This is a genomic window from Herbaspirillum frisingense (genome assembly GCF_047325095.1).
Lineage (GTDB): Bacteria > Pseudomonadota > Gammaproteobacteria > Burkholderiales > Burkholderiaceae_D > Herbaspirillum > Herbaspirillum frisingense.
Window position 1 is genome coordinate 4,523,127 of record NZ_CP168558.1, and the last position, 23,946, is coordinate 4,547,072.

The 23,946-nt window shown below is 62.2% G+C and carries 22 protein-coding genes; 10 read left to right on the forward strand and 12 right to left on the reverse strand.

What is annotated here, in order from left to right:
* Nucleotides 1-24: 24 nt before the first annotated feature.
* The gene (locus tag ACEOAC_RS20720) at nucleotides 25-897 is read right to left on the reverse strand and encodes a transporter (RefSeq protein ID WP_006713113.1); all 873 of its coding nucleotides are present in this window, start codon (nucleotides 895-897) and stop codon (nucleotides 25-27) included.
* Nucleotides 898-1,236: 339 nt separating this feature from the next.
* Between ACEOAC_RS20720 and ACEOAC_RS20725 the strand changes: the two genes are divergently transcribed.
* Complete coding sequence (locus ACEOAC_RS20725) at nucleotides 1,237-2,166, forward strand: LysR family transcriptional regulator (protein WP_413444150.1); 930 nt, start codon at nucleotides 1,237-1,239, stop codon at nucleotides 2,164-2,166.
* A 210-nt stretch (nucleotides 2,167-2,376) separates the two neighbouring features.
* Here the strand turns inward: ACEOAC_RS20725 and ACEOAC_RS20730 are convergent, their stop codons facing one another.
* The 4 genes from ACEOAC_RS20730 to ACEOAC_RS20745 form a co-directional block, all read right to left on the reverse strand.
* Nucleotides 2,377-4,755, reverse strand: coding sequence for a TonB-dependent receptor (locus tag ACEOAC_RS20730; protein ID WP_241811415.1), 2,379 nt, complete (start codon nucleotides 4,753-4,755; stop codon nucleotides 2,377-2,379).
* 82 nt (nucleotides 4,756-4,837) lie between these two features.
* Nucleotides 4,838-5,836, reverse strand: coding sequence for a FecR domain-containing protein (locus tag ACEOAC_RS20735; RefSeq protein WP_413444151.1), 999 nt, complete (start codon nucleotides 5,834-5,836; stop codon nucleotides 4,838-4,840).
* Nucleotides 5,826-6,344, reverse strand: coding sequence for a sigma-70 family RNA polymerase sigma factor (locus tag ACEOAC_RS20740; RefSeq protein WP_241811413.1), 519 nt, complete (start codon nucleotides 6,342-6,344; stop codon nucleotides 5,826-5,828). The genes ACEOAC_RS20735 and ACEOAC_RS20740 overlap by 11 nt, the downstream gene beginning before the upstream one ends.
* A gap of 216 nt (nucleotides 6,345-6,560) precedes the next feature.
* Nucleotides 6,561-7,706, reverse strand: a complete 1,146-nt coding sequence (locus ACEOAC_RS20745; RefSeq protein WP_077236675.1) for a branched-chain amino acid ABC transporter substrate-binding protein — start codon at nucleotides 7,704-7,706, stop codon at nucleotides 6,561-6,563.
* Between the two features lie 747 nt (nucleotides 7,707-8,453).
* Here ACEOAC_RS20745 and ACEOAC_RS20750 point away from each other — a divergent pair.
* Nucleotides 8,454-8,732 carry a type II toxin-antitoxin system RelB/DinJ family antitoxin gene (locus ACEOAC_RS20750; protein WP_241811411.1) on the forward strand — a complete coding sequence of 93 codons (279 nt, stop codon included), beginning with the start codon at nucleotides 8,454-8,456 and terminating at the stop codon, nucleotides 8,730-8,732.
* Nucleotides 8,704-9,033, forward strand: a complete 330-nt coding sequence (locus tag ACEOAC_RS20755) for a type II toxin-antitoxin system YafQ family toxin (protein ID WP_413444152.1) — start codon at nucleotides 8,704-8,706, stop codon at nucleotides 9,031-9,033. The genes ACEOAC_RS20750 and ACEOAC_RS20755 overlap by 29 nt, the downstream gene beginning before the upstream one ends.
* Before the next feature lie 389 nt (nucleotides 9,034-9,422).
* On the opposite strand, the gene ACEOAC_RS20760 is transcribed toward ACEOAC_RS20755, so the two are convergent.
* A complete protein-coding gene (locus tag ACEOAC_RS20760; protein ID WP_413444153.1) occupies nucleotides 9,423-9,878 on the reverse strand; it encodes a helix-turn-helix domain-containing protein in 456 nt (151 codons plus the stop codon).
* A 384-nt stretch (nucleotides 9,879-10,262) separates the two neighbouring features.
* Between ACEOAC_RS20760 and groES the strand changes: the two genes are divergently transcribed.
* Nucleotides 10,263-10,553: a co-chaperone GroES gene (gene groES, locus ACEOAC_RS20765; RefSeq protein ID WP_006713122.1), complete on the forward strand. Its 291-nt coding sequence runs from the start codon at nucleotides 10,263-10,265 to the stop codon at nucleotides 10,551-10,553.
* Nucleotides 10,554-10,684: 131 nt separating this feature from the next.
* Nucleotides 10,685-12,334: a chaperonin GroEL gene (gene groL / locus ACEOAC_RS20770; RefSeq protein ID WP_039876549.1), complete on the forward strand. Its 1,650-nt coding sequence runs from the start codon at nucleotides 10,685-10,687 to the stop codon at nucleotides 12,332-12,334.
* A 350-nt stretch (nucleotides 12,335-12,684) separates the two neighbouring features.
* Here groL and ACEOAC_RS20775 read toward each other — a convergent pair whose 3' ends face one another.
* The 3 genes from ACEOAC_RS20775 to ACEOAC_RS20785 all read right to left on the reverse strand — a co-directional run bounded on the left by ACEOAC_RS20775 (nucleotide 12,685) and on the right by ACEOAC_RS20785 (nucleotide 14,618).
* A complete protein-coding gene (locus ACEOAC_RS20775) occupies nucleotides 12,685-13,893 on the reverse strand; it encodes a porin (protein WP_413444154.1) in 1,209 nt (402 codons plus the stop codon).
* Nucleotides 13,894-14,121: 228 nt separating this feature from the next.
* Entirely contained in the window at nucleotides 14,122-14,379 is a 258-nt protein-coding gene (locus ACEOAC_RS20780; protein WP_234295592.1) for a type II toxin-antitoxin system YoeB family toxin, read from the reverse strand.
* Nucleotides 14,376-14,618, reverse strand: a complete 243-nt coding sequence (locus ACEOAC_RS20785) for a type II toxin-antitoxin system Phd/YefM family antitoxin (RefSeq protein WP_006713127.1) — start codon at nucleotides 14,616-14,618, stop codon at nucleotides 14,376-14,378. The genes ACEOAC_RS20780 and ACEOAC_RS20785 overlap by 4 nt, the downstream gene beginning before the upstream one ends.
* A gap of 426 nt (nucleotides 14,619-15,044) precedes the next feature.
* Between ACEOAC_RS20785 and ACEOAC_RS20790 the strand changes: the two genes are divergently transcribed.
* The 3 genes from ACEOAC_RS20790 (at nucleotide 15,045) to ACEOAC_RS20800 (ending at nucleotide 17,633) form a co-directional block, all read left to right on the forward strand.
* Complete coding sequence (locus ACEOAC_RS20790; RefSeq protein WP_006713128.1) at nucleotides 15,045-16,082, forward strand: methionine ABC transporter ATP-binding protein; 1,038 nt, start codon at nucleotides 15,045-15,047, stop codon at nucleotides 16,080-16,082.
* On the forward strand, nucleotides 16,072-16,725 hold the full coding sequence (locus ACEOAC_RS20795) for a methionine ABC transporter permease (RefSeq protein ID WP_006713129.1): 654 nt from the start codon (nucleotides 16,072-16,074) through the stop codon (nucleotides 16,723-16,725). The genes ACEOAC_RS20790 and ACEOAC_RS20795 overlap by 11 nt, the downstream gene beginning before the upstream one ends.
* A gap of 110 nt (nucleotides 16,726-16,835) precedes the next feature.
* Nucleotides 16,836-17,633 carry a MetQ/NlpA family ABC transporter substrate-binding protein gene (locus tag ACEOAC_RS20800; RefSeq protein ID WP_077236679.1) on the forward strand — a complete coding sequence of 266 codons (798 nt, stop codon included), beginning with the start codon at nucleotides 16,836-16,838 and terminating at the stop codon, nucleotides 17,631-17,633.
* A gap of 137 nt (nucleotides 17,634-17,770) precedes the next feature.
* Here the strand turns inward: ACEOAC_RS20800 and ylqF are convergent, their stop codons facing one another.
* Together ylqF and ACEOAC_RS20810 are read right to left on the reverse strand one after the other, a co-directional pair.
* Nucleotides 17,771-18,730, reverse strand: coding sequence for a ribosome biogenesis GTPase YlqF (gene ylqF, locus ACEOAC_RS20805; protein WP_413445223.1), 960 nt, complete (start codon nucleotides 18,728-18,730; stop codon nucleotides 17,771-17,773).
* A gap of 139 nt (nucleotides 18,731-18,869) precedes the next feature.
* Nucleotides 18,870-20,297: an MFS transporter gene (locus ACEOAC_RS20810; protein ID WP_413445224.1), complete on the reverse strand. Its 1,428-nt coding sequence runs from the start codon at nucleotides 20,295-20,297 to the stop codon at nucleotides 18,870-18,872.
* A 175-nt stretch (nucleotides 20,298-20,472) separates the two neighbouring features.
* Here ACEOAC_RS20810 and ACEOAC_RS20815 point away from each other — a divergent pair, with 175 nt between their 5' ends.
* Nucleotides 20,473-21,354, forward strand: coding sequence for a LysR family transcriptional regulator (locus ACEOAC_RS20815; RefSeq protein WP_102663018.1), 882 nt, complete (start codon nucleotides 20,473-20,475; stop codon nucleotides 21,352-21,354).
* 33 nt (nucleotides 21,355-21,387) lie between these two features.
* On the opposite strand, the gene ACEOAC_RS20820 is transcribed toward ACEOAC_RS20815, so the two are convergent.
* Nucleotides 21,388-22,329, reverse strand: a complete 942-nt coding sequence (locus tag ACEOAC_RS20820; RefSeq protein WP_234295586.1) for a histone deacetylase family protein — start codon at nucleotides 22,327-22,329, stop codon at nucleotides 21,388-21,390.
* Between the two features lie 396 nt (nucleotides 22,330-22,725).
* Here ACEOAC_RS20820 and mltB point away from each other — a divergent pair, with 396 nt between their 5' ends.
* A complete protein-coding gene (mltB, locus tag ACEOAC_RS20825; RefSeq protein WP_174616851.1) occupies nucleotides 22,726-23,904 on the forward strand; it encodes a lytic murein transglycosylase B in 1,179 nt (392 codons plus the stop codon).
* Nucleotides 23,905-23,946: the final 42 nt, after the last annotated feature.

Here is a 23,946-nt window from a genome sequence, read left to right on the forward strand (position 1 = left end):
TTGGGGTGGGCCGGACCCAGGTCCTCAGTGCGGGCCGCCCAGCCACAACGGCATGGCGAAGTTGATCCAGATGGCATCGCTCTTGGCCGTGTTGGCGGCGTACAGACCGCGCTGGACATTCATGTTGATGCTGAAGGGACCGGCGTTATAGGCGACGGTCGGGCCCATGGCGAAGCTGCGCATGCGATTGCCAGGGATGTCGCTGCCGTTCTGGCGGTCGTCGGTGAACTGGTTCAGGTAGGAACCGGTCACGCCGACCTTCCACTTCCCGAAGTTCCAGCCGCCGATGAAATCGGCCACGTAGGCGGTGCCGGAGCGGTAATTGGTATCGCTGTTCTTGTCATTGAAGAGCAGGCGGTTGGAGATGCCCAGGTCCAGTCCATCGGGATCGTTGTGGCGTATCGCCAGCACCGGCTGGTACGAGGTATAGCCCACTGCCACGCTGGGGCGGGCGGGATTGTAGGAGCCGGTCTTGAGTGCGAAGTCGAACCCGAACGTGACATTGGTGTGGGCCGCCACATCCCAGCGCAGCAGCAGCGGCGTGACGGTGACGTTGGACAGGCCATTGTGGTTTTCGCCGTGGCCGGCCACTTCGGTATGCAGCGACACCACCGGCAGCACCAGTTGCGAATACACCTTGGCGCCGAACCATTCCACGCCATAGGAGGCCAGCAGACGCGTGGTGGCCGAGAAGGCTTGGGACTTGAAGGGGATGGGCAGCTTGTTGCCCTTGTTGTCGTACAGACCGTCGGCACTGCTGTAATTGAATTGCTCCACCGCAAACAGGCCCGGGATGGGTGGCAGCGCGGCGATGTATTCACTGGTGGACCCGGTGGGGAATGGCGAGATGCCACCTTCAAACGCTTGTGCGGACTGCATGGCCGCCGTGCCCAGCATGCCCAGGACGGCGCATGTGGCCAGCCGCTGGACTGGTACGTATCCTCTCTTCACTTCTGTCTCCTTGTCTCCTACCCTGCCTGGCTTGTTGTCTCGCCATCGCGGCGTCTTTTCGGGGCCAGGCCAAAAGCGGCGCGCAGAGGGCGCCGCCGGCTTGCCGTGCCGGCCCTTTCTTCGATCTGCGGGGGGCCGTGCAGCGGATGAGGGAAGCTTAAGTTCGAGCTTGATATTGATCAAATGGATTGTTTTGATTCATGATATGGGCGGCATCAATACATGACCGCGCCCGCACACCCCGTGTACAGAAGGCCGGCACGCCAGAACAACGGAGACACGCCCATGCGCTTCAACAAGCTCGACCTCAACCTGCTGGTCGCCCTGGATGCCTTGCTGACCGAACTGAGCATCAGCCGCGCCGCCGAGAAGATTCACCTGAGCCAGTCGGCCATGAGCAATGCGCTGGCACGCCTGCGCGAATATTTCGACGATGAATTGCTGATCCAGGTCGGGCGCCGCATGGAGGCCACGCCACGGGCCGAAGTGCTGCGCGACGCGGTCAATGATGTCCTGCGGCGCATCGAGGGTTCGATCGCCGCCAAGCCGGCTTTCGTGCCGGCGCAATCACAACGGGAATTCCGCATCTCGGTCTCGGACTTCAGCCTGAGTGTGCTGGTGCCGCGGGTGATGGCGCGTGCCTACGCCGAGGGGCCGGGCATCCGCTTTGCGCTAATGCCGCAGGTGCAAGACCCGCCCCGCTCTCTGGACCGTGCCGAGGTCGATCTGCTGATCCTGCCGCAGGAATTCTGCACGCCCGACCACCCCGCCGAAGAAGTCTTTCGCGAACGCCACGTGTGCGTGGTCTGGCGCGACAGCCCGCTGGCCGACGGCGAACTGACGCTGGAACGCTACATGAACGCGGGCCACGTGGTGATGGTGCCGCCGGGCGCCAATGCCTCGTCGGTGGAAGCGTGGATGACCAACAAGCTGGGCTTTGCCAGGCGCGTGGAAGTCACCAGTTTCAGCTTTGCCTCTGCGGTGGCGCTGGTGCAGGGTACGGACCGGATTGCCACCGTGCACGGCCGCCTGGCGCGCAAGCTGGCGCCGCAATGGCCGGTGGTGATCAAGGAGAGTCCGTTGCCGCTGGCGGAGATGCATCAGATGATGCAGTGGCACCGCTATCGCACCAATGATCCGGGCATCGAGTGGCTGCGGCGGATATTCCTGGAAAGCGCGCGGGAGATGGATGCTGTACCGACCTTAGCGACCTGAGCGACCTGAGCGGCCTGAGCGGCCTGACTCGCTGCAGTGTCAAGCGGCCCTGATCCTGCAGAAGAGGTCGGCGATATAAATCGTATAAAAAATATTCGCCATCGGACCAGAACAGGGTCAACAGGCTCAAGAAAAAAGCCCTGCCGCCCGGGGGCGACAGAGCTTTTGTGCAGGCTTGGGCGCTGCGCCTGACGGCGCAAGCGGGTGAGGTCAGAAATCGACCTGCGCCGACAGCACCAGCGTGCGGCCGGACGAGGTACCCACATAGCCGTTCTGCATCAGCCAGTAGTTCTTGTCGAACAGGTTTTCGATATTGGCGCGGTAGGTCACGACCTGCCCTGCCGCCTTGGTGATGTAGCGGGCACCGATATCAACGCGGGTCCAGCCCGGCACCTTGAGCGTGTTTTCATTGCTGTACCACATCGAACCGGTGCGGGTCACGCGGGTATTGAGCGCCAGGCCTTGCAGCCAGGGCGCGTCCCAGTCCAGCCCGAGGTTGAAGTTGCTGCTGGGGATGGCGCCGACATCCTTGCCGTCGTTGGTGCCATTGTCGGTGTGGTATTGCTTGGCGTCGAAGAAGGTGCCGCTGGCATTGAAGCGCAGGCCGCGCTGCAGTTCGCCATAGGCCGCCAGTTCCAGGCCGCGCACGCGGTTGCGACCATCCTGGGTGGTGGTGTTGATGCCATTGACGAGGGTGGTGCTGGAATTGGCCTGCTCGATCTGGAACACCGCGGCAGTGGTGGTCACACGGCCCCAGTCGATCTTGGCACCGGTCTCGATCTGCTTGGATTTGTACGGCGGGAACAGCTGGTTGGGGTTGCCGTCGGTGGCTGAGGTGAAGCCGCCGGCGCTGAGGGCTGCCGTGTAGTTGGCGTAGAGGGAGACACTCTCCATCGGCTTGACCACCACGCCCAGCACCGGGGAAATGGCGGTCTTGTTGGAGGTCTGGGTATCGTCAACCAGGCTGTGCGAATAGACCTGCTGGCGCCGCAGTCCGCCGATCAGGCGCAGGCGGTCATCGGCCAGCGACAGGGTATCGGTCAGGGCCACGCTGGTCAGGCGCACCTGGCTTTGCGGCGTGGGCTGGCCGCGGCTGCCGGTGACGGTGGGCAGGGCCACCGGGTGATACAGGTTGGAGGTGACGCTGCTGGGTTCGGAGAGGTAGAAATAATCGGTCTGCTGGTTCAGCATGTTCACGCCCAGCATCAGGGTGTGCTTGATGCCGCCGGTATTGAAGCGCGCCCGCATGCCGACATCGGCAGAGGTGGAGGTCACCTGCTGGTCGTAATAGCCGTTGTACAGGGTAGCCGTGTCGCCGCGTGCATTGAGGATGGTGGCGCCGGGCCAGCTCTGGGCGGAACTGGCGACGTGGTAGCCGACTGCGCCATAGGCGGTCAGCTGGTCGTTGATGTCGTATTCCAGACGGGTGGTGGCGGCCTTGTCGTCCGATTGCAGCGTGGTGCCGGGATACAGATTGGTCTTGCCCGAGGGCGCGTCCGGCATGACCAGGCTGCTGATGCTGAATTGCGGGCGGAAGTTGCGGGCATCTTCATGCTGGGTATAGGCGTCCAGGCTCCAGCGCACACGACCGCCGTTGTAGTCCAGTCCGACCGACCCCATGCTCTGCTGTTGATTGCTGCCGGACAGGCCGGTATTGCCGTCGGCATAGAGTGCATTGACGCGCACGCCCCACTCCTGGTTTTCACCGAAGCGGCGGCCGAGGTCGGCCTTGAGACCGAACTGCGAATTGGACAGATAGGTGGCCGTCACGCTGGAAATGGGGTCTTCATGGGCGCGCTTGGGAATCAGGTTGACCGCGCCGCCGACGCCACCGGCTGGCCCCATGCCATACATCAGGGTGCCCGGACCTTTGAGTACTTCGATGCGCTCGACCATGGAGATGGGCATGCGGGTCAGGGGCACCATGCCATACAGGCCATTGAAGGCAACATCGTTGGCCGACATGGTGAAGCCACGGATCTGGTAGCTGTCGCCGAAACCACCGTTGCCATTGGTGTTGCGCACCGAGGCGTCGTTGGCGATGACGTCGCCGATGGCGCGCGCCTGCACGTCTTCGATGCCTTGCGAGGTGTAGTTGGTGGTGCTGAACGGCGTATCCATGACGCTGGCAGTGCCGAGCACGCCCAGGCTGCCACCCCGCGCCACCAGGCCGCCGGCATAGGGGGCGGTGGGGTCGGCGCTTTCGGTGATGGTCACGGTGGGCAGGACGGCATTGGCGTTGCTGCCCACGGTGGGTGCCAGCAGCGTGTAGCCACCATCGGCATTCTTGACGGCCTGCAGGCTGGAGCCGCTCAACAGGGCGGCGAAGCCCTCGTCCACGGTGTAGCGCCCGGACAGGCCGGCACTCTGGCGTTCGCGGGTCACGGCGGGGTCGAACGAGAGCAGCACGCCGGCACGGCGCGCAAAGCTGTTCAAGACCTGGTTCAGCGGGCCGGCAGGCAGATCATAGGCCTGGCGCTGGGCGTCACTGGCCTGGGCCTGGACGGTGGCCATGGGCGTTGCCAGGGCAGCCAGTACGGCCAGCCTGGAGAGGGTCGGACGGGAGGGGAAACGGATCGTTGTTTTCATGTCGGTCTACGGTGATGGGCGAGCTTGCTATCAGGTAAACCGAACGAGCCGCAAAAAACTGCAGAGGGTGGCCAAGAAATCTTTACGTTGTGCTGCGTGGGGCTGCTGCCCGTGGACGCAGGGTGATCCAGTAGGAAGTCCAGGTATCGATCTGCACCGGCAAGGTACGCGCGATGGCGGCCAGGATGCGCGCCGGCTGGTCCAGCGGGAACACGCCCGAGATGGGCAGCGACGCAACAGCCGGATCGCAGCGCAGCCTGCCGGGCAGGTAACGGTCCAGTTCGGCCACCAGTTCGCCCAGCGGCATGCGGTCGGCGACGATGAAGCCGTCGGTCCAGGCCAGCGCCTGTTCATTGGCGGGCGCCAGATTGCCGACCAGGCCATGCCGGTCGAACATGCCCTGCTGCCCGGCATCGATGCGCACGCTGTCGACGCCATCCCTGGCGGTGAAGGCCACCGCACCGGCATAGACGGCCAGTCGCATGCCGGCCTCGCTGTCACGCAACTGGAAGCGGGTACCCAGCGCACGCGCCTGCCCCAGGCGGGTGTGGACCATGAACGGACGATAGGGGTGGCCCTCTTCGCGGGCGGTGGTGATGAGCACTTCACCGCGATGCAGCTTGATCAGGCGCTGCTGGTCGTCGTAGGCGGTGTCGATGGCCGTGGCACTGTTGAGTTCGAGCACGGTACCGTCGGCCAGCAGCACACGCCGCCGCTCGCCCACCCGGGTGGAATATTCGGCCATCAGCGCCGGCCAGGAGGTGGCCATGCCGGCGCCGGTGGCTACCAGCCCTACCCCGGCAACCAGGCACAGGGCCTTGACGGCGAAGCGGCGGTTATGACGACTGCGGGCGTCACCATCGCCGATGCTGCCATGCGCCAGTGTGCGCGGTAGCGTAGCAACCCGCTCGCTCAACGACTGCAGCCGCTGCCAGGCCAGTTCGTGCTGCGGCTGCTCGGCGCGCCAGCGGCGGCAGGCTTCGTGTTCCTGGGCGGTGGCGGTGCCCGATTGCAGCCGCACCATCCAGTCGATGGCGGTCCTGACGATGTCGTCGGTGGGAGCGGTGATCTCAGCGGCCATATTGGACGCTGTAACAGGCGGTGAAGGCACGCTTCATGTATTGCTGTACCGAACTGAGCGAAACCTGCAGGCGCTCGGCGATCTCGGCATAGCCCAGGCCATCCAGTTGTGACAGCAGGAAGGCGCTGCGCACCTTGGCCGGCAATGCGGCCAGCATGGCATCGATTTCGTTGAGGGTTTCCAGCACCAGCAATTGCGCCTCGGGTGAAGGCAGGTGCTCGGGCGGCAGTTGCGCCAGCATTTCCAGGAAGCTGGCTTCCAGCGCGCAGCGACGGAAATGATCGATCACCAGACCGCGTGCGATGGTCGCCAGCAAGGCCCGCACTTCTTCCAGATAGAAGCTACGGCGCGACACCATGACCCGCACGAAGGTGTCCTGGGCCAGGTCGGCCGCCAGTTCCGCATCATGGGTGCGACGACGCAGCCAGCCCAGCAGCCATTGGTGATGACCGGTGTAGAGGCCAGCGATGTCTGGGTGACGCGGAGCGGGATGGACGACGTCGGTCATGACGGCGAAAAATAATGAGAACTGTTCTCATTATAATCCGTAAAGGACGGTGCGCCAACAAACCTTCATTTACGGATGAAGCCTTGTGAATTAATCGACGGGAAAAACGACAAAGCCCCGGCACGAGGCCGGGGCTTTGTCCAGGTTTGTACGGCCCTGGCTTGCTGCCGCCCACCGTAACAGTGGCCGGCAGGAGCAGAACTGCAGCTTCCCTCTTTACTTGACCACGCTCAGCAGCGAGCGCTTGCCACCCTTGTAGGTGTACAGGGTCAGGGTACCGTTCAGGATGTCACCCTTGGCGTCGAAGGCGATTTCGCCGGTCACGCCCTTGTGGTGGATCTTGGCCAGTTCTGGCAGGTAGACCTTGGGATCAGAAGAACCGGCCTTCTGCATGGCATCGGCCAGGGTCATCAGCGCATCGTAGGTGTACGGAGCGTAGATCACGACGTCCTGGTTGAACTTCTTCTTGTAGGCAGCCTTGAAGTCGTCCAGCGCCTTCTTGCCGGCTTCGGTCACGCCACCGGCTTCGGCACAGACCACTTCGCTGTCCTTCAGACCAGGGCCGGCCAGGTTGGGCAGTTCGGTGGTGCAGATGCCGTCACCGCCCATGAACTTGGCAGCCACGCCCAACTGATCCATCTGGCGCAGCATCGGACCGGCCACGGCGTCCATACCGCCAAAGAAGACCAGGTCAGGCTTCTTGGACTTGACCGAGGTCAGGATGGCGTTGAAGTCGGTGGCCTTGTCGGTGGTGTACTGGGTCGCCACCACGGTAGCACCGGCAGCCAGCGCGCTCTTGCGGAATTCCTCAGCCACGCCTTGACCGTAGGCAGTACGGTCGTCGATGACGGCGACGTTCTTGCCCTTGAGTTCATTGACGGCGTAGCGACCCAGCACGCCACCCAGCTGGCCATCGTTGGCCACCACGCGGAAGGCGGTGTTGAAGCCTTGTTGGGTGTACTTGGGGTTGGTGGCCGACGGCGAGATTTGCGGGATGCCGGCATCGAAGTAGATCTTGGAAGCGGGGATGGTGGTGCCCGAGTTCATGTGGCCGACCACGCCCTTGACCTTGGCATCGACCAGGGCCTGGGCCACGGTGGTGGCTTGCTTCGGATCGGAAGCGTCATCCTGGGGAACCAGCTGGAAAGTCACTTTCTTGCCGCCGATCATGAAGCCCTTGGCATTGAGCTCGTCCACGGCCATGCGGGCGCCGTTTTCGTTGTCCTTGCCGATGTGGGCGTTGGGACCGGTCAGGGGAGCGACGTGACCGATCTTGATGACCTCTTGTGCCTGCGCAGCCCCTGCGAATGCGAACGCTGCCACGATGGCGGTGGCGACAGGAATCCCTTTAATTTTTTGCATGAAATGCTCCTATTACTTCCGATAGAGTGATTGAAAACGCAGTTCGTTGTGCCATTTGTTATATGCGCTGACCAATCCTGACATCCGCGAACGAAGGCCCGGACGATCAACACCGCAGCACCCCCAGTTGCTGACTGGATGTTGCTTGCGGACTCTGCTACTGCAAAAAACGAGCCATGCCCCATGGCATCACGACTCGGGAGCCCTCCCCGTGGTGTTTCCCGCTTAAAAAGGGACGGAGCCACCTCAGGTAAGCGGCCCGGACGAAACGCCAGGCCAGGCGGGGCAGTTCCTACGACGCGATCCACCCCGCTGGGCAGAATACACCGTAATGGTGCGGCTGGGAGCGGCGCACGGAGACCAGTACAGTTCTTCAGACAGATCGCACGTTTTATGCACTTTTTTAATACGCGGCATTGGGTTTCGCACCAAATGGGAACGTGAAACCGAAAAAAACTGCACGCCCGCACAAGTGGTCGCAGGGGGAGCGCATTTCTCACCAAAGCATCCATCCCGCTAGATGAGAAAATCAGTTTCCCGCAGCCTTCCTGCTCCCTCGCTGTGTCGTGTTTCGAGGTGTAAGCACGACTTGCGCCAGTCAATTTGCCGGCATTCGAAGTAATGACATTGCTGAAATATCGCCTTGCCATTTCGGCTATCCCGGCAGACCTCGCGTTAAGTGCAGTTTTACGAAAATCGGCAGGGTGCGATACAATGTATCTCAATCAATCGCAACAGGAGGCTGTCATGGCTACCACCACTATGGTTCACGTTCGGGTGGACGAGGATCTCAAGGCGCAGGCAGCAGAAACGCTGGCCTCCATGGGCCTGACCGTCTCCGACGCTATCCGGGTGTTTCTCACCCGGGTCGTCGCCGACAAGGAACTGCCGTTCGCGCTCAAGGCTCCGAACGCCGCCAGTCAGTTGGCCATCGCCGAGGCAAACGAGATCATCAAGAACCGTCGCGCTCGCTTCGCAACCGCTGACGCTCTGCTGAATGACCTCGAAGAAGCCAGCCGCAATTAAGCGGGCAAAGCTGCCTCGCGCGTCGGACTACACCAGGGACTTCCTCAATGACTGGCAGCGCCTGTCTCATTCCGGCCGATACGATATGAACCGGCTGAAAGAGGCCATGACGCTGCTGATCGCCAACGACGGGCCGCTGCCGCCCGAATGGCTCGATCATTCGCTGGCCGGCGACTGGACAGGTCATCGCGAATGTCACATCGGCGGCGACTTCCTGCTGATCTATACACTGGACGACTCGGGCAAGAGCGGCCTGGTCGTATTCGTGCGCAGTGGGACGCACTCAGACCTGTTCTCGTAGGCTTGCATCCGACCAAGCTTCAACTGACCAGCAACATGCGGCTGGCCACTGCTACGCGCGACGCCTCGGGGCCCTCGATGGGCCAGAGTTGTTGATTTCTTTCAGAATTATCCCCCTCAGCCCATCAATTTTCACTGCAACTAGACGACAAGTCTTTGATTTCAAAGCGGAATATCGGCGTCATCCTTATTGATCACCAAGAGATCAATTAAGTGTCGGAATTCATTTAAGTCTGAACTCGAAAGCCCGACGGGCAGTGATTCATAGGAAAGCGCGTCAGCTAAGTCTGAACTGATATTTCACTTAACTCTGAACTTTCCCGTTATTTGTTCATTTATCTCTGAACTTTCCAGTTAAGTGTTCATTTAACTTTGAACTTTCCCCTAACGTCATAGTTTTTTGCGTCCTACATTGATGGTTTGTGGCACCGCAATGCCGCCAGTGGATTGTTGGCCGGCAGTACCGTGGAATGTGGCCGCAGGAGCTGCATTGGTTACCGCTTGCTGTTCATCAAGGCCACCCGCTCCTTCGACCACACCTAGCACCCGTGCCTTATTTTTGAGATCGAGCTTTCTGAAGCCGTTGAGAAGCAATGCCTCATCGTCTGTAAGGGCCTGGGCACTGGGCGTCCCGGTGACTACATATTGAACATCTACGCCGAGACGAGATACAGCTAACAAGTAGCCAGCATCTGGGCGGCGCTCATCCTGCTCATAGAAGACTTGAGCTCGCCGCTGTACGCCGCCGACGCCTGCAAATTCTGTCTGATTGAAGCCTAAGCGCGCGCGTTCGGCCTTCAGACGTTCCCCAATTGTGTTCATAAAGACGCAAAGAAAATTTAACATGAGTCTTTTTCGGACTCTATATCCAATTTAGTACTAAGTGACGTACGCAAATACTAAACCAGGCTCGCCACATGGTCCGCTTGGACGCCTACGAACAAGCCCTCGCCGAGGCCTTGACCAACTACCAGGGCGAGCTGGGCAAGTTCAAAGTTAAATGACCAGAGTTCAGACTTAAATGAATTCCGACATTAAGATCGCGAACGCAATTGACGCCTTGAAAAATCCAAAGCCCATCCCTATACTTAGCACTCGTCACGGCAGAGTGCTAACAGCCCGCCGGGCGCAATCCCCTTTTTCTTGCGGTGAGGTTTGCTGCATTTGGAAGAAAACCGTTGCAGGCTTCGCCGCAATCAATGCTAACTTATTGAAAATTAAGGAGTTCTCATGAATCTTCGCCCTTTGCACGATCGCGTCATCGTCAAGCGCCTCGACCAGGAAACCAAGACCGCTTCCGGTATCGTTCTGCCTGATGCAGCGACCGAAAAGCCGGACCAGGGCGAAATCCTGGCCGTCGGCAATGGCAAGATCCTGGAAGATGGCAAGGTCCGCCAACTGGCCGTGAAGGTCGGCGACCGCGTCCTGTTCGGCAAGTATTCCGGCCAGGCCGTGAAGGTCGATGGCCAGGAACTGCTGGTCATGCGCGAAGAAGACCTGTTCGCCGTCGTCGAGAAGTAATTCGGCATCCGGCCCGTCTGTATCTTCATATATAGAGGGCCCTCGGCAACAAGACAGCAGCCGGCGCTTGCCTCAGCTTTCAGCACCAAGCCCGGCGACATGAACTGAACCGAATTTCTGGAGAATCCAACATGGCAGCAAAGCAAGTTATTTTCGGCGATGAAGCACGCGCCAAGATCGTCAACGGCGTCAACATCCTGGCCAACGCAGTCAAGGTCACCCTGGGCCCCAAGGGTCGTAACGTCGTGCTGGAGCGCAGCTTCGGCGCCCCGACCGTGACCAAGGACGGCGTTTCCGTCGCCAAGGAAATCGAACTGAAGGACAAGCTGGAAAACATGGGTGCCCAGCTGGTCAAGGAAGTCGCTTCCAAGACCTCCGACAACGCCGGTGACGGTACCACCACCGCCACCGTGCTGGCCCAGGCCATCGTGCGCGAAGGCTTCAAGTACGTCGCCGCCGGTTTCAACCCGACCGACCTGAAGCGCGGTATCGACAAGGCCGTCACCGCCATCGTCGGTGAAGTGAAGAACCTGTCCAAGCCCACCACCACCTCCAAGGAAATCGCTCAAGTCGGCTCGATCTCGGCCAACTCCGACGCGGACATCGGCGACATCATCGCCAAGGCCATGGAAAAGGTCGGCAAGGAAGGCGTGATCACCGTCGAAGACGGCAAGTCGCTGGAAAACGAACTGGACATCGTCGAAGGTATGCAATTCGACCGCGGCTACCTGTCGCCGTACTTCATCAACAACCAAGAGAAGCAGATCGTCGCCCTGGACAATCCCTTCATCCTGCTGTTCGACAAGAAGATCTCCAACATCCGTGATCTGCTGCCGGTGCTGGAACAAGTCGCCAAGGCTGGCCGTCCGCTGCTGATCGTGGCTGAAGACGTCGAAGGCGAAGCCCTGGCTACCCTGGTGGTCAACAACATCCGTGGCATCCTGAAGACCGCTGCCGTCAAGGCCCCTGGCTTCGGCGACCGCCGCAAGGCCATGCTGGAAGACATCGCCATCCTGACCGGTGGTCAAGTGATCGCCGAAGAAGTCGGCCTGACCCTGGAAAAGGCCACCCTGGCTGAACTGGGCCAAGCCAAGCGCGTCGAGATCGGCAAGGAAAACACCACCATCATCGACGGCGCTGGCGAAGCTGCCGGCATCGAAGCACGCGTGACCATGATCCGCACCCAGATCGGCGAAGCAACTTCCGACTACGATCGTGAAAAGCTGCAAGAGCGCGTGGCCAAGCTGGCCGGCGGTGTTGCACTGATCAAGGTTGGCGCTGCCACCGAAGTCGAAATGAAGGAAAAGAAGGCCCGCGTCGAAGATGCACTGCACGCTACCCGCGCTGCCGTTGAAGAAGGCGTCGTGCCTGGCGGTGGCGTGGCCCTGCTGCGCGCTCGCGCCAATGTCAAGGACCTGAAGGGCGACAACCCCGACCAGGAAGCCGGTATCAAGATCGTGCTGCGTGCCATCGAAGAGCCGCTGCGCCAGATCGTCTTCAACGCCGGCGACGAGCCGTCGGTGGTGGTGAACAAGGTGCTGGAAGGTTCGGGCAACTTCGGCTACAACGCCTCCAACGGCACCTACGGTGACCTGGTGGAACTGGGCGTGCTGGATCCGGCCAAGGTGACCCGTTCGGCTCTGCAGAACGCTGCCTCCGTGGCCAGCCTGATCCTGACCACCGACGCCCTGGTGGCCGAAGTGGCTGACGACAAGCCGGCCGGCATGCCTGGCGGCATGGGTGGTATGGGCGGCATGGGCGGTATGGACGGCATGATGTAATTGCCCTCCTGCTGCGGGCCATGGATGACATGGCCTGTGCTGCAAGAAGAAAACCCGCATCGGTGACGATGCGGGTTTTTTATTGTGCTGGTGCCACTGGATGGTGGCCGATTCCGCTCTGCGCGGCAGTTCCGCTCCGCGCTACCTTTCGATCGGCATTTGCCGCTGGTCGTGCCGGATTTGCGATCAACTCTGAGTCGCCCGCCCTCTGTCTCTGGAGCGGTCGTGCCAGCCGACCATATTCCAGGACGGAAGCTTGATGCAGGAATTCACACAATGAAAAAGACCCGTATCCTTGTGGGATGCGGGTCTTCGAACAGTGCGCCCTCGCAGGCGCGGCGTCCAACGTCTTAGAAGCTGTGGATCATCCCGGCATTCAGACCGGTCTGGCTGCGGTTGGCGCCCGGGATGCGGTCGCTGGCCGTGCCGACGTTGTACATGTCGTTCGAACGCAGGTTGCGCAGGACAGCATACGTCGTGGTGCGCTTGGACAGGTCATACTTGGCGCCCAGGTTCAACTGCACCAGGCGACCGTTGGAGCCCTTGACGAACTTGGCGCTGGTCAGTTGCACGCTGCTGATCAGCGACAGGGCCGGCAGCAGCTTGTAGTTCACGCCCAGGTCCACAGTCTGGCTGGACTCGTTGTTGGGTCCGCCGATGGCAAAGTCAGCCTTGTCTGCAGGCTTGTAGGCTGCGCCCCGCTTCGGATCGACCAGCATCGCGAAGTTGTAGTCCTTCGGGTTGTAGTCTGGACGTGCTTCGGTCAGCGGCAGTTTCACGCGCGAGTACGAACCGTAGACCTTGGCCGGGCCGAACTGGTAAGAAGCCGCCAGGGTCCAGGTCTTCAGGCAGGTATCGCCATTCTTGCCGGGGCCGTTGCAGGCTGCCGCACCATTGACGTCACTGGCGTTCTTGGAATCGCCCATCTTGCTCTGGAAATAACCCAGGCCGACGTTCAGCGGGCCGTTGGCGTACATGCCGCCCAGACCGAAGGATTGACCGGAACCGGTGCGGCCGGCCTCCTCGCCGAAGCCATAGATCAGGCTGCCGGTGAAGCCGTTGAAGTCAGGGGAGTTATAGCGGATGGAGTTGTTGACGCGCTCACCGTTGGTGCGGTCCAGGTTCAGCGAGTGGATGCGGCTGACACCGCCGCCGAAGTCACCCGGAGAGGTGATACCGCCGATATCATCCAGGACGTCCTTCTGACGACCGGCCAGGATGGTACCGAAGTTGCCCGACATGCCGACGAAAGCCTGGCGGCCCCACAGCAAGCCGCCCTGACCCGCCGCGCCGGTATCGACGTTGAAGCCGTTCTCGATGTTGAACACGGCCTTCAGGCCGCCGCCCAGGTCTTCGCTACCCTTGATGCCCAGGCGCGAGCCCTTCATCAGGCCGGAATCGAGTGCCACCTGACCGCCGGTTTCCTTGCCGGAAGTGATGATCTTGTTGGTGTAGGACAGGCTGGCATCGACCGAACCATAGACGGTGACAGTGCTTTGTGCATGCGCCGCGCCGGCGAAGGCAGCCAGCACGGCCAGGGCCAGGATGGACTTTTTCATAGAGAGTACTCCGTAGTGGTTTGATTGCTGTTGATTGGCGGGTGCCGGTCGCGATCTCGCGTGGCCACCCCCACACTTCCCGGAAGATGACTTCAAGAAGTTAAGGCAAATCTAAACGGTATTTATTTTCTCAATCGATTCATAATTTGAATTATGTCGATTTATGAGAATATTCTGTATCTTTATTGCAACTAATGCCAACAAAAAGGGACGTCCCTTTTTACTGCTTCAGTAATGAAATCGACACTGATGCACGATGACGATCCCCGGCATCCGCTCGATCACGATGCGGTGTTCGCCGCACAGCCGGATGGCCCACAGGCCCGGCAGGCGCAGCGGCAACCGGGTCATGCGCGCGGCAGGCAGCGGGGTGTCGTCCTGCAACCGTCGCAGCAGGCCCAACAGCTCGCGGGCCGTGACACGGTCGTGGCGGCGCCACCAGGCCAGGTCCTGCCGGGCCATCGGCGAAAGCCAGAGCCTGTTCACGAAGGGGATGGTCCGGATAGCAACGTGGCCCGCAGCTGCTGAAGGCTGCACAGGAGCCGCTCGGCATTGAGGTCGTTACCCAGCAGGAGCAGGGCCTCCTGGACTCCGCGCCAGACCGATTCCCGCACCAGCACCAGGTTTTCGGCGTTGTCGCGGGTGAGGATGACTTCATCGATATCGGCCAGCTCCAGCAATTCATCGAGCCGACCATTGAGCGCCTGGACGGGGTATGCGTACATGGGAATAGGTGTAGTCGAGGCAGCAGGCGGTACGTAGCGCACCGGCCACCACCGGGCTGAAAGAACGCAAAAAGATACGCTTCCCCGGACGCCCGGCGACGATCCCGGCAAAAATTGCTGCACCTACTAGAATTTATTCGAAGACTTTGTCGTGCCAGGCCGGCAACCAGCGCCTGGAAAAGTGCCGATGCCACCCTGGAAGCCAGTCTCCAGGCGGCTTCCCGTCGCATGCTAAGACGCGGAGGTTATATGCATAAGCGAAAAATTGTTTTCCCTATATAACCTTGCCGCCTTAAAATAGCGGCTTCTTATAAAAAATATCGATGGCAGTGGAGACCTGTGATCCGGCGACCGCCCGCGCGTCTCCCTGAGGGGCTGTGCCGGGATGCCGGCACCCGGGGGCCCGCTGCCATTTCCGTTCCCATCATGATCGAAATACAAGCTGTCACCCAGCGATTCGGCAATGTCGAAGCGGTGCGCAACGTCGAACTGTCGATCCGCAAAGGCGAGGTCTTCGGCATCATCGGCCGCAGCGGCGCCGGCAAGAGCACGCTGGTACGCACCCTGAACCTGCTGAACCGCCCCACCTCCGGACGTATCATCCTGGACGGCCAGGACCTGACCACCCTGTCCTCGTCCCAGCTGCGCGAGGCCCGCCGTGGCATCGGCATGATCTTCCAGCATTTCAACCTGCTGTCCTCGCGCAGCGTCTACGACAACATCGCCCTGCCGCTGGAACTGGCCGGCAAGAGCAAGTCCGAGATCGCCGCCAAGGTGGAGCCGCTGCTGGAACTGGTGGGCCTGACCGCCCTGCGCGACCGTTACCCGGCGCAGATTTCGGGCGGTCAGAAACAGCGCGTGGGCATCGCCCGCGCACTGGCCAACGATCCCAAGGTCCTGCTCTCCGACGAGGCCACCTCCGCACTGGACCCGGAAACCACCCGCTCCATCCTGGAACTGCTGCACAAGATCAACAAGGAACTGGGCCTGACCATCGTCCTGATCACCCACCAGATGGAAGTCATCAAGGACATCTGCGACCGCGTGGCCGTGATGGAAGCCGGCCAGGTGATCGAACAGGGCGAGGTGCTGGAGGTATTCCGCCAGCCGCGCCATGAAGTCACCCGTGCCCTGATCGGCGACGTCATCGCCCACGAACTGCCCAAGGGTGTGCTGGCGCGCCTGCGCGAGCGCCTGGCCCGCGCCGATGCCGGCCAGGGCACCGACCACCTGTTCCGCTTCGCCTTCACCGGCAACGATGTGGACCAGCCGCACCTGTCGGAAGCGGTGCGCCGCTTCAACCTGAATTTCAACATCCTGCACGGCCAGATCGACGAGATCCAGGGCCAGGCCTTCGGCTCGCTGGCGATCCTCGCCAACGGCTCGCAGGAAAACATCAACCAAGCCATGCAATACCTGCGCGAGCAGGGCGTCGTCGTCGAGGAGCTCAACCATGTCATCTGAACTGATCGATCTGTTCGTCAGCTCCTTCGGTGAGACGCTGATGATGGTGGTGATTTCCGGCCTGGTCGGTTCGCTGCTGGGCATCCCGCTGGGCATCGCCCTGCACATCACCGAAGACAAGGGCGTACTGCCCAATGCGGTCTTCAACCGTGTCGCCGGCCTGCTGGTCAACGCGGTGCGCTCCACCCCCTTCATCATCCTGCTGGTGGCGGTGATCCCGATGACGCGTTTCTTCGTCGGCACCTCCATCGGTACGGCTGCCGCCATCGTGCCGCTGACCATCGCCGCCGCGCCCTTCATCGCCCGCCTGGTCGAGACCGCCTTGCGCGAAGTGGACCACGGCCTGGTCGAAGCCGCACAGGCCATGGGTGCGAACACCTGGCAGATCATCTACAAGGTCTTGGTACCAGAAGCATTTGCTGGTATCGTCGCCGGTCTCACGATCACCTTCGTCAGCCTGGTCGGCTATTCGGCCATGGCAGGCGCCATCGGTGGCGGTGGCCTGGGTGACCTGGGCATCCGCTACGGCTACCAGCGCTTCCTGCCGGAAGTGATGCTGGCGGTGGTGCTGATCCTGATCGTGTTCGTGCAGTTGGTGCAATCCCTGGGAGACCTGCTGGTGCGCAAGCTCAGTCATCGCTGAGTGGCCGCAAGAGCGTGCCAAGAGCGTGCCAAGAGCGCCACGCGCAACCGGCATCGATAACACCGCGCAGCTATCCGCTGCGCATTTCAAAAAAGCTTGAAAGGAAAGTCATGAAGCGTCGTCAGTTGATTCAATTCATCGCGGGCCTGGGCCTGGCCGCCGGCCTGGTGTCGGCCCCCGCATTCGCGGAGGACCAGATCAAGATGGGCGTGACCGCAGGTCCGCACGCCGAGATCATGGAACAGGTCAAGAAGCTGCTGGAAAAAGACGGCGTGCAGATGAAGGTCATCGAATTCACCGACTACATCCAGCCCAACGCCGCCCTGGCTGCCGGCGACCTGGACGCCAACTCCTACCAGCACCAGCCCTACCTGGATGCGCAGATCAAGGATCGCGGCTACAAGTTCATCAGCGTCGGCACCACCATCACCTTCCCGATGGGCGTGTACTCCAAGAAGGTCAAGTCGCTCAACGACCTCAAGCAAGGCGCCCGTGTCGGCGTGCCCAACGACCCCACCAACGGCGGTCGCGCACTGCTGGTGCTGCAGGCCAAGGGCGTGATCAAGCTCAAGGCCGATGCCGGTCTGAAGGCCACCCCGCTGGACATCGTCGAGAACCCCAAGAAGGTCAAGATCATCGAACTGGATGCCGCCCAGCTGCCGCGTTCGCTGGATGACTTCGACGCTGCCGTCATCAACGGCAACTACGCCGAATCGGCCGGCCTGTCGCCGACCAAGGACGCCATCGCCGTGGAAGCGTCGACCGGCCCCTACGCCAACGTGCTGGCCATCCGCGCTGCCGACAAGGACAAGCCCTGGGTCGCCAAGCTGGTCAAGGCCTACCACAGCCCGGAAGTGAAGAAGTTCGTGCTGGAAAAGTACAAGGGTTCCGTGATCACCTCCTGGTAATCCGCCTCCCCTGCAGCATCCTTGCAGCAAACGAAAAGGCCAGCTTCGCGCTGGCCTTTTTGCTTTTCCGGAAGGGCAAATCATTTATATGATTTGAGCACGCCAGAAGGAAAGCCGACCGAGCGGCACAGGCGCACTCAGTCCTTGCGCTCCCGGTGATCCGGCGCATTGCGCCAGTCGTCCTCTTCCTCGTCTTCCTCATCCTCGGCCGGCAGGGCATCGGGGTTGTCGGTGGAACGGTAGGTCGCCAGCAACTCGGCACGCGACGCCGGGGTCTCCAGCGAGATGCGCCCCAGCGCACCACTGCGGTAATCCTGCAGGAAGGTATGCGCGGCCTTTTCGAAATCGTAGTCGCCACCCTTGAGACGGAAGCCCCGCTTGGCCGCCACGCCCTCCACCACGGCCACGCCATCCATGCCCTCGGGATTGAAGCCGTAGCGCGCCTTGAGCAATTGCGGATATCGCTGCAGCAGCAGGTCGGCCAGGAAGGTAGCCACCTCTTCCTCAATCAGCGCATTGCTGCCCACTGCATGGCTGGCAGCCAGCATCAGGCCATCGCTGGGGTGCTCGATCTTGGGCCACAGCATGCCCGGGGTATCGGTCAGGACCATGTTGTTGCCCAGATAGAGCCGCTGCTGGGTCTTGGTCACGGCCGGCTCGTCGCCGACTGCTGCCACGCGCTTTTTCAGCAAGGCATTCATCAGTGTGGACTTGCCCACGTTGGGGATGCCCATGATCATCATGCGCAAGGGCTTCAGGGCCGTGCCGCGATGCGGGGCCACCTGCATGGCCAGCTTGGGCACCCGTGCCACATCCGAGGGCTTCTTGCATGACAGCGCCACGGCGGTCACGCCCTTCTGGCTGTTGTAGTAGTCGATCCAGGCTTGCGTGGCCACCGGGTCGGCCATGTCGGTCTTGTTGAGGATCTTCAGGCAGGGACGCTGACGCGCATTGCGCAACTGCTCGATCATCGGATTGCAGCTGGCCTGCGGCAGGCGGGCATCGACCACTTCGATGACCATATCGACTTTTTCCATGCTTTCCGCTGCCTTGCGGCGGGCGGAGTTCATGTGACCGGGGAACCATTGGATGGACATGCGGGATTTCTTTCTGGTGCGTATTTCGTTGAAGGCGCTATTTTACGGCCCTGCCCCGCCAATCCCTAACAAATCCCCAATAAAACAGCCTGCCGCGCACAAGTCGGGGCAGGCTGTTGGACGGGGAACAACACCGCGCTCAGGCGCGCCGGACCACCCATTGCTCCTTGACAACACCCACGAAACGCCACACCAGCCCCAGCGCCAGCCCATAAGCGACGGCCATCACGCCAAAGGCCAGGCCATTGCGCAGCCCCCAGCCGTCCACGCTATGCAGGATGGCGCCCATCAGGGCCACGCCGACCAGGGCACCGATCTGGCGATTGGCGTTCAGGGCCGCCGCCGCGCTGTTGGCGTGGGCCTTGCCGGCCACCTGCATCACCACCGTGGTCATGGCGGGGATGGCCGTGCTGATGCCCAGGTTGGCTGCGGCGCAGACCACGGCCAGCACCCAGTAGGGCGTATCCGGGCGGAAGCTCATCGCCACCGCAGTAAACACCGTACCCACCGACAAACCCAGCAACAGCGGCACGCGCGGCCCCCAGTGCGCGGCCATGCGGCCCGACATCAGGTTGCCGAAGAACACCACGGCCATCATCGGCACCAGTTGCAGGCCGGTATGCAGGGCATCGGCACCGCGCCCCTGCTGCAGGAACAGCGCCAGGTAGAACAGGTTGCCGTAGATCCCGAAGTTGATCATGAAGCCGATGCCATTGGCGGCCGCAAACTGCGGTGTGGCGAACAGGGCCTTGGGCAGCAGCGGCGCCACGCCACGCAGTTCGTGTCGCACCAGGGCCACGGCGGCCAGCACTGCCACCGCCAGCCCGGCCAGGATGCGCGGCGAGGTCCAGCCATAGACCGGCCCCTGGATCAGCACAAAGGACAGCCCGGCCAGCATCACCACCCCGGCCAGGTGGCTATACAGATGCAGGGCACGGGCCTGCCCGGCCACCTGCGGGATGAGCTTCCTGGCCATCAACAGGCCCACCAGCCCGACCGGCACGTTGATGAGGAAGATACTGCGCCAGCCCAGCCAGTGGATCAGCACGCCCCCCACCAGCGGACCGATGGCGGCGGCCAGGCCGACCGTGGCCGACCACACGCCCAGCATGCGGGCGCGCACGCGGTCATCCTCGTAGACGTGACTGAGCAGGCTCAGCGAACTGGGCATGAAGAAAGCCGCACCCAGCCCCTGCAGAAGGCGCGCCGCCACCAGGAAAGGACCATTGGGCGCCGCCCCGCACAGCAACGAGGCCAGTACGAACAGGAAAAGTCCGGCCAGGTACAGCTTGCGCGCGCCGAAGCGGTCGGCCAGCGCACCGCCCACCAGCAGCATGGCGGCAAAGGTCAGGGTATAGCCATCCACGATCCAGACCAGGGTGGACAGCGGTGCATCGAGGCTAGTGGCGATATTGGAGAGACCGACGTTGACCACCGTCACGTCCAGCATGGCCATGACGAAACCGATGGCCAGCGCCACCAGCGGCAGCATGCCGGTGCGATGTGCGGTCGCGCAAGCTGGTGGGACGGCCGATGCCGTCAACTGTGGGCAGGGGGCGGAAGACATGATGAAGGTTCTTTCTGCATGAAGGACGCGAGTGAGAGCGGCGGACCCGCTGCCGGAAACGCCGGGGCGGGTGACGATGGGAGAATTCTAGGCCGCGACCGCGATGCAATAAAGAGGTATAAAATCGGCAGCCCGATGCAAATCTGCATCACAAAACCGACCTGGAAAATGCATCATGGATTGGGACAACGCCCGCATCTTTCTCGCCATCTACCGCGTAGGTACCCTGCGCGGTGCAGCCGAGCACCTGGAGATCGACCAGGCCACGGTCGGCCGGCGCCTGGCCGCGCTGGAAAAATCGCTGGGCGCGCGCCTGTTCCTGCGCACCCCGGGTGGCTACGTCCCCACGCCGGCCGGCGAACTGGCCGCCACCGCCGCCAGCCAAATGGAGCAAGGCGCCGAGCAACTGCAGCGGCAGATGCAGGGAATCGACGAGCGCCTCTGCGGCGTGGTGCGGCTGGCCGCCACCGACATCACGGCGCGCCATTTCCTGTTGCCGGCCCTGAAGCGACTGCGGGAATCCCATCCCACCATCAAGGTGGTGCTCACCACCTCCACCCAGTTGAGCAACCTGACCAAGCGCGAAGCCGACATCGCCGTGCGCACGGTGCGCCCGGACGCGCCGGACCTCATCACGCGCCATCTCAAGCGGCTGCACAAAGGCATGTATGCGTCCAAAGCCTATGTGAAAAAGCGGGGGCGGCCCGAATCCGGCAGCGGTTTGAAGGGGCATGACGTCGTGATCTACCCGTACAGCATCTCGCCGAACAAGTCCGAACAGATCTGTGGCGAATCCATCGTCCATGCCAACGTGGCCATGGAAGTCAGTACCGGGCTGGTGATGTACGACTGCCTGCAGGCGGGATTCGGGATCGGCGAACTGCCCATCCATGTGGGCGACGCTGCCAGCGGGCTGGTGCGCATCTGGCCGGAGCGGGCCACGCCCTACGACATGTGGCTGGTCCTGCACAGCGACCTGAACCGTACCGCCCGGGTGCGGGCGGTGGCCGATGCGATCATCGCGGCCTATGAGGCCTACGAGCCCCACCCGGCCTAGCGCGCCAGCGAATCCTCGCAGCGCGCGCGTGGCTCACTCCAGGTCGGCCAACACCTTCAGGTGGGCCACCACGCTGCGCCCCAGCGCCGAGGGGCTATAACCTCCCTCCAGGCAGCTGACGATGCGGCCCTGAGCGTACTGGTCGGCGATCTTCATGATCTGCCGCGTGATCCAGGCGTAATCGGCCTCGACCAGCCCCATCTGGCCCATGTCGTCTTCACGATGGGCATCGAAACCGGCCGAGATGAAGATCATCTGCGGCTGATGCGCATGCAACGCCGGCAGCCATTTCTCGGTGACCACCTGACGCACCGCACTCCCATCGGAGTAGGCCGGCACCGGTACGTTGACGATGTGCGACTCGGTCGGACCATCGCCGGAAAAGGGATAGAAAGGATGCTGGAAGAAACTCACCATCAGCACCCGCGGATCATGGGCAAAGATGTCTTCGGTGCCATTGCCGTGATGCACGTCGAAATCGATCACCGCCACCCGCTGCAGCCCGTGCACGTCGATGGCATGCCGAGCCGCCACCGCCACGTTGTTGAACAGGCAAAATCCCATGGCCTTGTCGTGCGTGGCGTGATGCCCGGGCGGACGCACGGCGCAGAAGGCGTTGTCCAGCTCGCCGGCCAGCACCGCATCAGTCGCCGCCACGGCCGCGCCGGCCGCGCGCAAAGCGGCATTCCAGCTGTGCCGGTTGATCAGGGTCTCGCCGTCGATGGAGTAATAGCGCTCGCCCGACAGGCTCAGCGCATGACTGTGCTCGCGCACGTAATCCACGGCCGCAGCCGTGTGCACCCGCTCCAGCTCGGCCGGATCGGCCAGCGGCGCTTCCCGGCGGTCGAGGAATTGATCGATCCGGCTCAGGATCAACTGATCTTCGATGGCCTCCAGACGGGCGGGGGCCTCGGGGTGCCAGTCGCCCATTTCGTGGCGCTGGCAGTCGGCGTGCGTATAGATGGCGGTGGTCATTATTGCTCTTGTTACTAACAGGCAAGCCGTGGCCGGCCGGGTTGTCTCATCGGGCTAGGGCCTGTTCACATTCAATCTACGAGTGCGAGAGGTCGCCAAGCGTTGACTGCCTAGGCGCAGCGACGCGCCGTAGTGGTGCTACGGCAAGGAGCTGCAACAACGGCAGGCGACGCTTGGCGGCCTCTCCCGAAGGGTTGGCGCCAGAAGGCGCGCTGGCACCAACGCATCTCGCAGATTGAATGTGAACAGGCCCCAGTGTACATCCGCTGTCGCGTATCGTGTACGGGACGCAGCACCCAGCATGCACCAGCACGGGGCAAGGGGGCCGATGCGGTATACTTGCAGGCTTGTCCCGCCCCTGCTCCGCTGACCAGATCGCTTCACCGCTTGCCGCTCATGCCCATCTCCCTGCCTCGCCTGACTTCGTCCCTCTCCACCCTGTTGCTCGCCGGCCTGTGCGCCCTGGCACCGGCAGCGCATGCGCAGGACGGCAAGCCTGTGGAAAAGAAAACCCAGAAAAAGCCGGCAGACAAAAAAGCCGGCAGCGACAAAGCCAAGCCCAAGGCCAAGCCGCCAGCAAAGTCGGCAGCGAAGAAGAAAGTCGTGGCAGACGATCAGGGCGAGTTCGTCAACTTCAATGACTGGAAGGACGTCGGCCGTTTCATCGACGAGATGGTCGAGCGCAACCAGTTCCAGCGGGGCGACCTCAACGATCTCTTCGCCAAGACCCGTTATGTGGACAGCGCCATCCAGCTGATCAAGCCGGCCCCCAGCACCAAGCCCAAGAACTGGAGCGCCTATCGCGCCCGCTTCGTGGAACCGGTGCGCATCAATGCCGGCGTCGAGTTCTGGAACACCTATGGCGTGGCCCTGGCGCGGGCCGAAGCGCAATACGGGGTGCCGATGGAAATCATCGTCGGCATCATCGGCGTGGAAACTGTCTACGGCCGCAACACCGGCAACTTCCGCGTCATGGATGCGCTCACCACGCTGGCCTTCGATTATCCCAACACGCCCAATCGCGAGGCCCGCATGGCCTTCTTCCGCGGCGAGCTGGAAAACACCCTGCTGCTGGCTCGCGAGGCCGGTATCGATCCGCTGTCGCTGCGCGGCTCCTATGCCGGCGCCATCGGCTGGCCGCAATTCATGCCCGGCAGCATCCGCGAATACGCGGTCGACTTCGATGGCGACGGCAAGATCGACCTGCGCAACTCGCCGGTGGATGCCATCGGCAGCGTGGCCCACTATCTGTCCGTGCATGGCTGGCAGCGCGGCGAACCGGTGGCCTTCCCGGTCACCGTCTCGGCCGACAACCTGCAATGGCAAGCCATGCTCAACCAGGGGCTGGAAGCCAAGTACAGCGAAGACCAGTTGCACGCGGCCGGCATCTCCACCCCGCCGCTGCCGGCCGGTCAGCGCTTCGGCCTGGTCGACCTGCAGAACGGCACCGGCCCGACCGAGTACTGGATCGCCACCAATAACTTCTACGCCATCACACAGTACAATCGCAGCTACTTCTATGCGATGTCGGTGGCCGACCTCGGCCGCGCCGTGGCCGTCGCCCGCAATCGCTGAGCCGGCGACCACGCTGGCCGATACGACGGAGCGCCCGGCGCT